This is a genomic window from Thioalkalivibrio sp. ALD1, from assembly GCF_000381245.1.
Taxonomy (GTDB): Bacteria; Pseudomonadota; Gammaproteobacteria; order Ectothiorhodospirales; family Ectothiorhodospiraceae; genus Thioalkalivibrio.
In genome coordinates this window covers 668,032-681,097 of sequence record NZ_KB906241.1, presented here as the reverse complement: position 1 = coordinate 681,097, position 13,066 = coordinate 668,032, and the positions used below count along the sequence as shown (strand labels likewise).

At 65.2% G+C, this 13,066-nt stretch carries 11 protein-coding genes, 2 tRNA genes and 1 other RNA gene; 1 reads left to right on the top strand and 13 read right to left on the bottom strand.

Annotation, left to right across the window (positions count from 1 at the left end):
- Nucleotides 1-8: 8 nt before the first annotated feature.
- The gene (gene aceF, locus F623_RS0103190; protein WP_081616559.1) at nucleotides 9-1,415 is read right to left on the bottom strand and encodes a dihydrolipoyllysine-residue acetyltransferase; all 1,407 of its coding nucleotides are present in this window, start codon (nucleotides 1,413-1,415) and stop codon (nucleotides 9-11) included.
- Nucleotides 1,360-4,023: a pyruvate dehydrogenase (acetyl-transferring), homodimeric type gene (aceE, locus tag F623_RS0103185; RefSeq protein WP_018868072.1), complete on the bottom strand. Its 2,664-nt coding sequence runs from the start codon at nucleotides 4,021-4,023 to the stop codon at nucleotides 1,360-1,362. The genes aceF and aceE overlap by 56 nt, the downstream gene beginning before the upstream one ends.
- Before the next feature lie 274 nt (nucleotides 4,024-4,297).
- Here aceE and rnt point away from each other — a divergent pair, with 274 nt between their 5' ends.
- Nucleotides 4,298-4,984, top strand: a complete 687-nt coding sequence (gene rnt, locus F623_RS0103180; protein WP_018860743.1) for a ribonuclease T — start codon at nucleotides 4,298-4,300, stop codon at nucleotides 4,982-4,984.
- 106 nt (nucleotides 4,985-5,090) lie between these two features.
- Here rnt and grxD read toward each other — a convergent pair whose 3' ends face one another.
- The 11 genes from grxD to F623_RS0103135 all read right to left on the bottom strand — a co-directional run bounded on the left by grxD (nucleotide 5,091) and on the right by F623_RS0103135 (nucleotide 12,866).
- The gene (gene grxD, locus F623_RS0103175) at nucleotides 5,091-5,420 is read right to left on the bottom strand and encodes a Grx4 family monothiol glutaredoxin (RefSeq protein WP_018868073.1); all 330 of its coding nucleotides are present in this window, start codon (nucleotides 5,418-5,420) and stop codon (nucleotides 5,091-5,093) included.
- Nucleotides 5,421-5,502: 82 nt separating this feature from the next.
- Nucleotides 5,503-6,597, bottom strand: a complete 1,095-nt coding sequence (gene ychF / locus F623_RS0103170) for a redox-regulated ATPase YchF (protein ID WP_018868074.1) — start codon at nucleotides 6,595-6,597, stop codon at nucleotides 5,503-5,505.
- Nucleotides 6,594-7,214 (bottom strand): aminoacyl-tRNA hydrolase, encoded by a 621-nt coding sequence (gene pth / locus F623_RS0103165; protein WP_018860746.1) that lies wholly within the window; start codon nucleotides 7,212-7,214, stop codon nucleotides 6,594-6,596. Before pth ends, ychF begins: the two co-directional genes overlap by 4 nt.
- A gap of 32 nt (nucleotides 7,215-7,246) precedes the next feature.
- Nucleotides 7,247-7,948 carry a 50S ribosomal protein L25/general stress protein Ctc gene (locus F623_RS0103160; RefSeq protein ID WP_026278577.1) on the bottom strand — a complete coding sequence of 234 codons (702 nt, stop codon included), beginning with the start codon at nucleotides 7,946-7,948 and terminating at the stop codon, nucleotides 7,247-7,249.
- Nucleotides 7,949-8,077: 129 nt separating this feature from the next.
- Nucleotides 8,078-9,034, bottom strand: a complete 957-nt coding sequence (locus tag F623_RS0103155; RefSeq protein WP_026278578.1) for a ribose-phosphate diphosphokinase — start codon at nucleotides 9,032-9,034, stop codon at nucleotides 8,078-8,080.
- 131 nt (nucleotides 9,035-9,165) lie between these two features.
- Nucleotides 9,166-9,290: non-coding RNA, RtT sRNA (locus F623_RS13015), on the bottom strand.
- 33 nt (nucleotides 9,291-9,323) lie between these two features.
- Nucleotides 9,324-9,398: transfer RNA gene (locus F623_RS0103150), tRNA-Gln, on the bottom strand.
- Between the two features lie 142 nt (nucleotides 9,399-9,540).
- Nucleotides 9,541-9,612: transfer RNA gene (locus tag F623_RS13375), tRNA-Gln, on the bottom strand.
- Complete coding sequence (ispE, locus tag F623_RS0103145) at nucleotides 9,605-10,498, bottom strand: 4-(cytidine 5'-diphospho)-2-C-methyl-D-erythritol kinase (protein WP_018860749.1); 894 nt, start codon at nucleotides 10,496-10,498, stop codon at nucleotides 9,605-9,607. The genes F623_RS13375 and ispE overlap by 8 nt, the downstream gene beginning before the upstream one ends.
- A complete protein-coding gene (gene lolB, locus F623_RS0103140; protein WP_018860750.1) occupies nucleotides 10,495-11,103 on the bottom strand; it encodes a lipoprotein insertase outer membrane protein LolB in 609 nt (202 codons plus the stop codon). The genes ispE and lolB overlap by 4 nt, the downstream gene beginning before the upstream one ends.
- 44 nt (nucleotides 11,104-11,147) lie before the next feature.
- Nucleotides 11,148-12,866, bottom strand: coding sequence for a tetratricopeptide repeat protein (locus F623_RS0103135; protein WP_018860751.1), 1,719 nt, complete (start codon nucleotides 12,864-12,866; stop codon nucleotides 11,148-11,150).
- Between the last annotated feature and the right edge of the window lie 200 nt (nucleotides 12,867-13,066).

Below are 13,066 nucleotides of genomic sequence, written 5' to 3'. Positions count from 1 at the left end.
GGTTGCAATTACAGAAGCATGCGGCGCATGTCGGACAGCAGCGCGCTCAGCGTGGTGGCGAAGCGGGCGCCCAGGGCGCCGTCGATCACCCGGTGATCGTACGACAGTGCCAGCGGCAGGATCAGGCGCGGCTCGAACTCTTCACCGTTCCAGACCGGCTTCATGCTGGAGCGCGACACACCCAGGATCGCCACCTCGGGGGCATTCACGATCGGGGTGAACTGCGTACCACCGATCCCGCCGAGGCTGGAGATGGTCATGCAGCCGCCCTGCATGTCCGCGGGCTTGAGCTTCTTGTCGCGGGCGCGCTGGGAGATGTCCATCAGCTCGGCGGCGATATCAACCAGGCTCTTGCGATCCACATCGCGCACCACCGGGACGACCAGGCCGTCCGGCGTGTCCACCGCGATGCCGAGGTTGTAGTACTGCTTCAGGATCAGGTTCTCGCCGGTCGCATCCAGCGAGGCGTTGAAGCGCGGGTACTGCTTGAGCGCGGAGACCACCGCCTTCATCAGGAACGGCAGGAAGGTGACCTTCACGCCCTTCTTCTCGTACTCCGCCTTCAGCGACTTGCGGAAGTCCTCGAGCTCGGTGATATCGGCCTCGTCGAACTGGGTCACATGCGGGACGGTGACCCAGTTGCGATGCAGGTTCTTGCCGGTGAGCTTGTTGATCTTCGACAGCGGTTGGGTCTCGATCGGGCCGAACTCGGAGAAGTCGATCTCCGGCATCGGCTCGACCCCCAGACCGCCACCGGCGCCCTGGCTCAGCGCGCGCTTGACGAATCCCTGGACGTCCTCGCGCAGGATGCGCCCCTTGCGCCCGGAACCATCGACCTTGCTCAGGTCCACGCCCAGCTCGCGTGCGAACTTGCGCACCACCGGCGAGGCGTGGGCCTTGCGGAAGGCCGATTCGTCGCGGATGTGCTCGGTCGGCGACGGGCGCGGATCGGCCCGGTCAGCCGCTTTTGGCGCCTCGGACGGCGGCGGCTGCTCGGCCTGCGCGTCCGAGGAAGGCGGTGCTTCCTCCTTCGGCGCTTCTTCCTTCGGCACCTCGTCCTTGGCGGAGGTGTCCTCGGCCGCGCCCTCGTCGGAGGGCTCCAGTTCCAGGATCGGGTCGCCCTCGTTGACGCGGTCGCCAGCCTTCACCTTCAGCGCCTTCACCGTCCCGCCCTGCGGGGCCGGAATCTCGATGGAGGCCTTGTCGGACTCCAGCGTGATCAGCGGATCCTCGGGAGCCACAGTGTCACCGGGGCTGACGATGACCTCGATGATCTCGACGTCCTTGAAGTCGCCGATATCCGGGACGTGCACAGTAGTCGTGTTGCTCATGTCTGCTCCTGCCTCGGGTCCGGCGGCCTCAGGCCTGCAAGGGGTTGGGCCGTTCGACGTCGATCTTGTACTTCTTGATCGCATCACTCACGGTCTTGACCTCGACGGTCCCGGCATCGGCCAGGGCCTTCAGGGCCGCGACCGCGATGTGGTAACGATCGACCTCGAAGTGCCGGCGCAGCGCGGCGCGGGTATCCGAACGACCAAAGCCGTCGGTGCCCAGCACGCGATAGTCGGCCGGCACGAAGGCACGGATCTGGTCGGCATAGGCCTGCACATAATCGGTCGCGGCGACCACCGGCGCATCCGAGCCACCCAGGCATTCCTCCACCCAGGATTTGCGCGGTTTGGCCTCCGGGTGCAGACGCGCGTGGCGCTCGACATCGCGACCGTCGCGGGCCAGCTCGTTGAAGCTGGTGGCACTCCAGACCTCGGCAGCCACGCCAAAGTCCTTGTCCAGCAGATCGGAGGCCGCGATGGCCTCGCGCAGGATGGTGCCGGAGCCCAGCAGGCGCACCTTCTTTTTCTTGCGCCCGCCCGCCTGCAGCCGGTACAGGCCGCGGCGGATGCCTTCCTCGGCGCCCTTCGGCATGGCCGGCTGCGGGTAGTTCTCGTTCATTACAGTGATGTAGTAGAAGATGCTCTCCTGCTCCGCGTACATGCGGCGCATGCCGTCCTGCACGATCACCGCCAGTTCAAAGGCGAAGGTCGGATCGTAGGCGATGCAGTTGGGCACGTTGGCGGCCATCATCAGGCTGTGGCCGTCGTCATGCTGCAGGCCCTCGCCGGCCAGCGTGGTGCGCCCGGCGGTCGCCCCCATCAGGAAGCCACGGGCACGCATGTCGCCGGCGGCCCAGATCAGGTCGCCGACGCGCTGGAAGCCGAACATCGAGTAGAAGATGTAGAACGGCACCATCGCCACGCCATGGGTGGAATAGGACGTGGCCGCCGCGATCCAGGAGGACATTGAGCCGGCCTCGTTGATGCCCTCTTCGAGGATCTGGCCCTTCTTGTCCTCCTTGTAATACATCACCTGTTCCTTGTCCTGCGGCTCGTATAGCTGGCCGACCGAGGAGTAGATCCCCAGCTGGCGGAACAGCCCTTCCATGCCGAAGGTACGTGCCTCGTCGGGCACGATCGGGACGATGTTCTGGCCGATCTTCTTGTCACGCGCGAGCAGGGTCAGCATGCGCACGAAGGCCATGGTGGTGGACATCTCGCGCTCGCCGGAGGACTCCAGCAGACCGTTGAAGGCGTCCAGCCCCGGCACCTCCAGCGGGGTGGCCAGCGGGCGGCGTACCGGCAGGTACCCGCCAAGATCCTTGCGCCGCTCGTGCATGTACTTCATTTCGTCGGAGTCCGGATCCGGCTTGATGTACTCGGCCTTCTCCACCTGGTCGTCGGACAGCGGGATGTTGAAGCGGTCGCGGAACTGCTTCATGTCGTCCGCGTCCATCTTCTTCTGGCTGTGAGTACGGTTCTGGGCCTCGCCCGCCGCACCCATGCCGTAACCCTTCACCGTATGCGCGAGGATCACGGTCGGCTGGCCCTTGTGCTCGGCCGCCGCCTTGTAGGCCGCATAGACCTTGACCGGGTCGTGGCCGCCACGATTCAGGCGCCAGATGTCCTCGTCGGACATGTTGGCCACCATGCGCTTGAGCTCGGGGTATTTGCCGAAGAAATGCTCGCGCACGTAGGCACCGTCGCGCGACTTGTAGTTCTGATAGTCGCCGTCGACCGCCTCCATCATGCGTTTCTGCAGCAAGCCGTCCGTGTCCTTCGCCAGCAGCGGGTCCCAGTAACGGCCCCACAGCACCTTGACCACGTTCCAGCCGGCGCCACGGAAGATCGCCTCCAGCTCCTGAACGATCTTGCCGTTGCCGCGGACCGGGCCATCCAAGCGCTGCAGGTTGCAGTTCACCACCCAGGTCAGGTTGTCCAGCTTCTCGCGCGAGGCCAGCGTGATCGCCCCCAGGGTCTCCGGCTCGTCCACCTCGCCGTCGCCGACAAAGCTCCAGACACGACGATTCTCGGTCTGCGCCAGGCCGCGATCCTGCAGATAGCGCATAAAGCGCGCCTGGTAGATGCTCATGATCGGGCCCAGACCCATGGACACGGTCGGGAATTGCCAGAAGTCCGGCATCAGCCACGGGTGCGGGTAGGAGGACAGGCCCTTGCCGTCGACCTCGCGGCGGAAGTGGTCCAGCTGCTCCTCGGTCAGGCGGCCTTCCATGAACGCGCGGGCATAAATGCCCGGCGAGGAGTGCCCCTGGGCAAACAGCAAATCACCACCATGGTCATGCGACGGGGCGTGCCAGAAGTGGTTGAAGCCGACGTCATAGAGCGTCGCGGCGGAGGCGAAGGTCGCGATATGCCCGCCCAGCTCGGCCGAGACACGGTTGGCCTTGACCACCATGGCCATCGCGTTCCAGCGGATATAGGAACGAATGCGATGCTCCACCGCGCCGTCGCCCGGATACTCGGGCTCCAGGTGGGTGGGGATGGTATTCACATAGGCAGTGTTGGCCGAATACGGGAGGTAGGCCCCGCTGCGGCGCGCCTTATCGACCAGACGTTCCAGCAGGGCGTGCGCCCGTTCGGGGCCGTCGGTCTCCAGCACGGAGGCCAGGGCGTCAATCCACTCCTGGGTTTCCTGCGGGTCGATATCGTGTTCGGTCGCGTTCGGGTCCATGCGTCTACCCCTGAAAACGGGTTGGGAATCAGGATGCCATCACGGCTCCAGCCCACCGGGCGGGCGGGCATTTGCTACCATGCGCCGGTGTTGGGCGGGCATAAAAGGCGCAAGTATCCCGACTGAGCCGCCAACAGGTCAAGCGAAAGCCGCCTATGGCGCCGATCTTCGGGGAAATCTGCGGGAAAAGCCGCAAACATCACGAAAGCGCACGCTCTCGCCGCCAACACCCTCGAATACCGCCCGCCGACCCCATTCAGGACCGAGTACACCGATGGCCGAACCCGTCCAGCTGGACCCGCAGCACCGCCCCATGGCAAACCGATTTCGTGGCTTTCTGCCCGTCGTCGTGGATGTCGAGACCGGGGGCTTCGACTGCCGCCGCCATGCCCTTTTGCAGGTCGCGGCGGTATTCCTGCGCCGCGACGAAAACGATCACCTGGTGCGCGACCGCACCGTGAGCCTGCATGTGCGCCCCTATGAAGGGTCGGAGATGGACCCGAAGTCGCTGGAGGTGAACGGGATCGACCCCTACCACCCGTTGCGTGCGGCCTACCCCGAGGATCAGGCCATGGGCCGGCTGTTCAGCGAGGTCCGGCGGGAGGTGAAGATCAACCACTGCAAACGGGCGATCCTGGTCGGGCACAATGCCCACTTCGATCTCGGCTTCGTGCATACCGCCGCCGAACGCTGCGGGATCAAGCGCAACCCGTTCCACCCGTTTTCCAGTCTGGATACCGTGTCCCTGGCCGCACTGGCATTCGGCCAGACGGTGCTGGCACGGGCAGCCGATGCCGCAGGGCTCGGCTGGGATACCGAGGCCGCCCACAGCGCGGCATTCGATGCGGAAAAGACGGCAGACATCTTCTGCCAGATCGCGAACCGCTGGCAGGACGGGGTCGGGGTCCCGCAAAACGCGCTGCGCCTGCCCGACCCGGAAGAACTCCCGCCGGGGAACTGACCGCGACTCGGGGCAACATCACGCAGATCGCCACGGCCCCGGACGGGGCCTCGTGACGACGGTTCCGGGGTATGCGGCAGCCCCACGGGCTGCCGCAGCACAAGTCTTAACTTGCGGCGCGCTTGGCGTGAGCCTCGTCGACCACCTTCTTCAGTTCGCCGTTCTCGAACATCTCGAGGGTGATGTCGCAGCCACCGATCAACTCACCATCCACATAGACCTGCGGGAAGGTCGGCCAGTCGGCGAAGCGCGGCAGGTTCTGCATAACCTCCTGGTCGGCGATCACGTTGACGTAGGCAAACTCCTGCTCACAGCGCTTGAGCGCCTCGACCGCGCGACTGGAGAAGCCGCACATCGGGAACTGCGGGGTGCCCTTCATGAAGATCACCACCGGATTGTCTTCCACCTGCTGGCGGATGCGGTCCATTACGTCCATCGAAGTACTCCCAAAGATTCGGTGCAAAACAGGGCGAGGCACCCGCGGCGCCACGCCCGATAATCAATTCGCAGTGTAACGCTCAGACATTGAAGCGGAAATGTACCACGTCGCCTTCGTGCATTAGGTATTCCTTGCCCTCAAGGCGCCATTTCCCGGCGTCCTTCGCACCCTGCTCGCCATTGTTCGCGACGAAGTCGTCATAGCCCACTACTTCGGCACGGATGAAGCCGCGCTCGAAATCGGTGTGGATGACGCCCGCGGCCTGCGGCGCGGTGGAACCCCGACGCACAGTCCAGGCGCGGACCTCCTTTTCGCCGGCGGTAAAAAACGTCTGCAGGTCCAGCAGCCGATAGGCGGTACGAATCACCCGGTCCAGCCCCGGCTCCTCGAGCCCGAGATCGGCCAGGAACTCGGCCCGCTCCTCCGGGTTCAGCACGGCAATCTCGGCCTCGATCGCCGCACAGACGCTGACCACCTCGGCACCCTCCTCGGCCGCCCGGGCCTGCACGGCCTCGACCATTGCATTGCCACCGGCCAGCGAGGCCTCGTCGACGTTGGCGATGTACATCAGCGGCTTGATCGTCAACAGGTGCAGATCATAGAGCAGCCGGCGTTCGTCCTCGTCCAGGTCCTGGGCTCGCGCCGGGACCCCCTGATCCAGGCCGTCTGCGACCTTCTCGGCCGCCTTCAGCTGCGCAATCGCGGTCTTGTCCTGCGACTTCGCCGCGCGCGTCAGGCGGGTCAGCGCCTTGTTGGTGGTCTCGAGATCCGCCAGCATCAGCTCGGTGCTGATGGTCTCGATATCGGCCAGCGGGTCGACCTTGCCGGCCACGTGCACGATGTCGTCATCCTCGAAACAGCGCACGACCTGCGCGATCGCGTCGGTCTCGCGGATGTGGGCCAAGAACTGGTTGCCCAGCCCCTCACCTTGCGCGGCACCGGCCACCAGGCCCGCAATATCGACAAACTCCACCGTGGTGGCCAGCGTACGCTCGGGCTTCACGATCCCGGTGAGCCGCGCCAGGCGCGGATCCGGCACCTCCACCACGCCCACATTCGGGTCGATGGTGCAGAACGGATAGTTTTCCGCGGCGATTTCCGCGCGGGTCAGGGCATTGAACAGGGTGGACTTGCCGACGTTCGGCAGGCCCACGATCCCGCATTTCAGGCTCATCGGGCTTCCTCGTCCTCGGATTTCTTGCGACCGGGTGACTTCGACCCGCCGCCATGCAGATTACGTACGGCTTCATCCCAGCGCCCGGCAATCAGCGCCGGCACCTGGTCCAGCGCGGCATCGATGGCATCCTCGATCGCACGCGCATCGTCCCGGCCGGGACGGTCCAGCACGAACGGAACCACCTCGTCGCGGTGCCCGGGATGGCCGATACCCACGCGCAGACGCGCATAATTCGGCCCACCCATGTGGCGATGCAGATCGCGCAGCCCATTATGGCCGCCGTGCCCACCGCCCATCTTCAGACGCGCCACACCCGGGTCCAGGTCGAGCTCGTCATGCACCGCCAGGATTTCCTCCGGCGGTATACGGTAAAAATCCGCACACTTGCGCACCGGGAGACCGCTCTTGTTCATGAAACTCATGGGCTTGAGCAGCCAGCAGTCGCCCTCGGGCAAGGTCAGCCGCGCCGCCTCACCGTCGAAGCGACTCTCGCTGCGGAACTCGACGGAATGACGACGGGCCAGGGCATCCACAAACCAGAAGCCCGCGTTATGCCGGGTCTCGGCATAACGCGGGCCCGGATTGCCCAGCCCGACGATCAAACGAATCGCCATAGGTCAGAAGGGTACAGGAACGGCCGTAAGGCTTATTCCTTGCCCTCGGACTCGCCTTCGTCGCCGGAGGCGGCTTCTTCGCCACCCTCGTCTTCGGCGCCCTCGGCCTCGGCGGCTTCGACTTCCTCGCCCTCTTCGTCCTCGGCCTTCGCGGCGCGCGGGAGCAGGACACTGACCACGGCGTAGTCGTAATCCTCACCATGCATAAGGGCCACGCTCTCCACACCCTTCGGCAGGGTCAGCTCGGAGATGTGGATGGTGTCACCGACGTCCATCTCGGCCACATCGATGTCGATGGACTCGGGCAGATCGCCCGGCAGGCACTCGACTTCGATGTCGTTCAGACTGCGGCTGACCATGCCGCCACCCAGCTTCACGCCCTTGCACTCTTCCTCGTTGTGGAAGTGCAGTGGCACGTGCACGCGGATCGGCTGGTTCGCGGAGACTCGCAGCAGGTCGACGTGATAGATGGTCGGCTTGAACGGGTGGCGCTGCACATCGCGCAGGATCGCCTTCTCGGTCTTGCCGCCGAGCTTGACGCTCAGAATGTGCGAGTAGAAGGCATCATGCTTCAGGTTGTGCACCATCGCGTTGTGATCGAGGGTGATTGCCTGGGCGTCTTTGTCGCCCCCGTACAGGATGGCGGGCAGCCTGCCGGCGCGACGCAGGCGGCGGCTCGCACTCGATCCCTGCTCGTCCCGCTTCTCGGCTTCAATGGTAAAACTCATGCTCATCGTTGCTTTCTCCAAATGAACACGCCTCATCCGCGACCAGATGAGGCGTGAGGTTGGGGGTCAAGCCCCCGAAATCGTGACGCCGGAACGCCCTGCGCGTCAGTCCACAACGCGTCAATCTACGACGCGTCAATCTACAAACAGCGAACTGACCGACTCCTCGCGGTTGATCCGGCGAATAGTCTCGGCCAGCATCTCCGCCACCGACAACTGTCGGATCTTCGCACAGGCCTGGGCATTCGGCTGCAGTGCCAGGGTATCGGTCACCACCAGCTCGTCCAGCGCCGAACCGTTTATGTTATCAATTGCCGCACCAGAAAGCACGGGGTGCGTGGCATAAGCGCTCACGGACGCCGCTCCATGTTCCTTCAGGGCCCTGGCCGCCTGGCACAACGTGCCCGCCGTATCCACCAGGTCGTCGATAATGATGCAGGACTTGTCGCGTACGTCGCCGATAATGTGCATCACTTCGGATTCGTTCGCACGCGGGCGCCGCTTGTCGATAATCGCCAGATCGGCATCGTCCAGACGCTTGGCAATCGCACGGGCCCGCACCACGCCACCAACATCCGGCGAAACCACGGTCAGATTGCCGGAGACATGCCGCCAGACATCGCCCAGCAGTACCGGCGAGGCATAGATGTTGTCCACCGGGACGTTGAAAAAGCCCTGCACCTGATCCGCGTGCACGTCTATCGTGAGCACGCGATCGGCACCGACTGCCTCGATCATGTTCGCGACCACCTTGGCCGAGATCGGCACCCGCGCCGAGCGCACCCGGCGGTCCTGGCGGGCATAGCCAAAATACGGGATCACCGTGGTAATGCGGCCGGCCGAGGCGCGACGCAGCGCGTCCACCATGATCACCAGCTCCATGATGTTCTCGTTGGTCGGCTGCCCGGTCGGCTGGATCAGGAAGACGTCGCGCCCACGCACGTTCTCCAGAATCTCGACCTGCACCTCGCCATCGCTGAAGCGCCCTACAATCGCCTTGCCCATCGGCAGGCCCAGGTGCTCGGCGACGCTCTGCGCCAGGCGGGGATTCGCGTTCCCCGCGAAGACCATCATTCGGCTCTTGTCGACCACGGTTTCGTCCGGTCTGAGTGGTGCGGAGCGGGTGAACGGGTCACCTGGCTCCAGATATAGACACCGGCGTGGCGCCGGGGTCTGTGGTGTATGGCGCGGTGGCGATATCCAGCATCACCACCCGCGTTGTATGGCTGGGCCGGCAGGATTACGGCGCTGCGCGCCGCCCTTCGGGCCGCCGCCAGTGGCGGCGTTCTCTCGCGGCTACACCGCTCGAGTCGAACCCGGTTCTCATCCTGCCGGCCCTTTGGCCGGTGCCGCGGCGGCAAGCGCCGCGGGTCTCGTTGTATGGCTGGGCCGGCAGGATTCGAACCTGCGCATGACGGGATCAAAACCCGTTGCCTTACCGCTTGGCTACGGCCCAATTACTCGTTACTGCCTGCCTCGCCCCTGCCCGGGTTCCACTTCCGGAACCTGATGGCGGATCGGCTGCCGCCGATCCGGGCCGGCAGGATGATGGCGCTACGCGCCACCCTTCGGGCGCCACCTGCGGTGGCGTGCTCTCGCGGCTACGCCGCTCGGGTCGAACCTGCGCATGACGGGATCAAAACCCGTTGCCTTACCGCTTGGCTACGGCCCAATTGCTTCTTGTTCGGCACCTTCGCCCCCGGCCGCGCCACGCGGAAGCCACTGCCGCAAGGGCGACACATTGGTCAGCGGCGTCACCCAGCTTTGCCAGGACACGGGCTGTGCGGACTGCGCCTGGCGCGCGGCCGACTCGCTCGGGAACATCCCGAAAATGCAGCCCCCGGTACCACTCAAACGCGCACGCTTCGTCTGCCCGCCCATCCAGTCCAGTGCCTCGCCAATGGAGGGATACTGCCGGCGAACCAGCGGCTCGAAGACATTACGAAAGCGCGCGGCGTCGATTTCGGGCGAAATTGTCTCGGCGGGACAGTCGCGTGTCAATTCCGCTGCGCCAAACATGGCGGCTGTCGCCACCGAAACGCCGGGGTCCACCAGCAACAGCCAGGCCAGATCCGGCTCCACGGAAACCAGGCGATCGCCGACACCCTCGGCCCAGGCCGCCCGGCCGCGCACAAACACTGGAACGTCGGCTCCCAGATCAAGCCCGAGGGTCGCCAGATCGTCTTCCGACAAGCCGAGACCAAAGAGATGGTTCAATGCGACCAGCGTGGTCGCGGCATCGGAGCTCCCGCCACCCAGGCCGCCTCCGATCGGGATGCGCTTGTCGAGGTGTACCCGCACTCCGAGGGGCGCCCCGCTGGCGTCCGCCAGCGCCCGTGCCGCCCGCAGGCACAAGTTGTCAGCCCCGTCGACGGCACCAGCCGCCATCTCGATCCGCCCCCGCTCGAGCGGTTCAAAGCGCAGCGAATCCGCCAGTCCGACAAACTGAAAAACGGTCTGCAGTTCGTGATAGCCATCTGCGCGGCGACCCGTGACATGCAGGAACCGGTTGATCTTGGCTGGCGCGGGAAAGGCCGCATCGAAAGGGCCGCTCATGGCGTTGCCAAATGCCAGTTCGCGATGCGCACACGCAACTCCACACCCTCGCGCTCCAGATCCATGCGCACCGGCAACGCCACGCCGTCAACTTCGTCGAACTCGCCGAATTCGATCACCCAGCCGGACTGTTCGATACGACGAGGCAAGCCGTCCTCGTCCGTCGCCAGTTCGTAATCGGCGTCCGGGGCGAGCAATCCCCGCACCCAGTAGCGCATGCCGGAAACCGGGATCGACTCGTTCGTCAGGTAGGCGACCAGGGCATCCGGATCCTCGGCCTGGTAGTGCTCGCCAGAACGCGTGACCAGCACGGCTGACTGGTTCGGAGCCAGTGTCAGACGCCCACCCCCGCGTCCCATCGGGCCGGACAGGTCGAGGACATGGCGGCCCTGCTGCACCCGCCAGTTCAGCTGGGCGGACCAGTATTCGGTCTCGGTGGAAAGTCCCAGACGTGCCGCGAGACGCCACTCGTCGAAGGCCTTCACGATCTCGGCACGCTCGTCGAATGCCTGACGCGTGTCCGGGTCGGGCTCGGTGCGAGGCATAGGGGCCGTACAACCGACCAGCACCAGTGTCACGACGATACCCGACGCCCAGCGGGTCATTCCCGCCCACGAGGGTGCGCGGGACTTTCGGGATCCAGGCAACATCACTTGAGGAGTTCGTCGCGCACCCGCAGCAGGCGCTCGTGATCCGGTTCACGTTCCAGCGCCGCCTCCAGAATGGCGCGCGCTTCATCCCGTTCACCCCGCTCCCAGAGCACCACGGCGAGGTTGCTCGCGATCTCGCCATCATCGGAAAGATCGTAGGCACGACGCAGGAAATCCTCGGCCTCGTCGAGCCGCCCGAGACGGTAGAGGACCCAGCCATAGCTGTCGATGATCGCCGCATCGTCGGGCTCCTTCGCGTAGGCCCGCTCGATCAGGTCCAGCGCTTCCTCGTAGCGCTCGGTACGATCAGCCAGGGTGTACCCCAATGCATTCAGAGCCGCGACGTTCTCCGGATCGTTGTCCAGTATCGTGCGAAAGTCCGCTTCTGCGGCCTCGATATCATCCTTGCGCTCGTGAACCAGACCGCGCATGTACAACAAGCGGGTATCGCCCGGGAACTGGACCAGCCCCCGATTCAGACGCTCGCGTGCGGCCGCGTACTCGCCCTTTTCGCGCAACAGGTTCGCTTCGCCGAGATAGGCGCGTCGTGCCAGCTCCGTATCCGGGCCCTGCTGCATTTGCTGGAAACGCTCGCGTGCAGCCGGCTCGCCTTCGATCTCGAACGTCATGCGTGCCGCACGCAGACGTGCATCGTCCGCGTGACTCCCGCCATCGACCCGCTCGTAGGCCAGGCGCGCACCCTCCGGATCCTCTTCCATCTCATGCAGCCGGCCCAAGTAGTACGCGATGTCGTCCTCGCGCTCGCCCAGGGCATCCAGTCGCTCCAGATAGGTCCGGGCCGGCCCCAGTTGCTCGGCCTCCAGATTCATCAGTGCCAGTGCCAGCAGTAGCTGCACATCCTCCGGATCCTGCTCGACCAGGCGATCCATCTCCTCGCGCGCCATTTCGCGATCATCATGCTCGGCCAGCATACGGGCATAGCCAAAACGGGCCTCGCGACTCTCCGGGTGATCGGACACTGTCGCACGCAGGACTTCCAGGGCCTCGTCCGACTCCCCCGCCTCGTCCAGTGCGCGGGCATGGAGCAACCGCAACGGTACGGACTCCGGAAACCGCTCCACACCCCGCGTGGCCGCTTCCAGTGCCGGCTCGCCCGGAGCGAACCGCAGCGCCGCCTCGGCATACACACGGTGTACACCGACATCGTCCTGGCGTTGATCCGTCAACTTCTCCAGGGCTTCGAGCGCCGCCTCGCGGTTACGCGTCTGGCCCACAACAGCTCCGAGCGCCGCATAGGGATCACCCCCCTGCACGGCCTGCAGGTCGATGACCTCGCCCATCTGCTCGGCCGCCGGACCCGGTTGGCCCAGGTCCAGCCGCAGCACTGTGGACAGTTGCAGGGCATCCAGACTCTCCGGTGCCAACTGGCGCCAGCGCTCGGACGACTGCAGGGCCTGGTTGCGGTCCTGGGCAAACAGCGCGATGCGGGTGGCGCGTTCGGCGATCGCCGGATCGTCACTGATCAGGGCCGCGGCACCGTAATAGCGCGCCGCCTCCTGATATTCCCCGGAACGCACGGCGATCTCGCCCACCAGCACGCCGAGCATCAGAGCTGCCTCCGGGTCCTGCGCCGGCATGATCGGGAGGATGACGGGGCGATCCGTCTCCGGGGCCTCGCCCTCCGAGGCGCCCAGAGGCATGTGGGCACAGCCCACCAGCACTAGCACGGCCAGCGCCGCAAAAAGGGGTCGAATCATTTCGGGTCTGATCGGACTGCTCCATTTCATGAACGGTGAGACTCGAATGCGTGCATCATTATTGGGACGCCCGCCGCGCGCCACGGTTCCGGACCACTAACCGTGTGGTGCACCAATTGGACACTGTAACGGACGGCACGGGTCAGTACACTAGGGACGTCTCCCCTCGGGAAGCACAAGCACCCCGGGTGACTTGTATG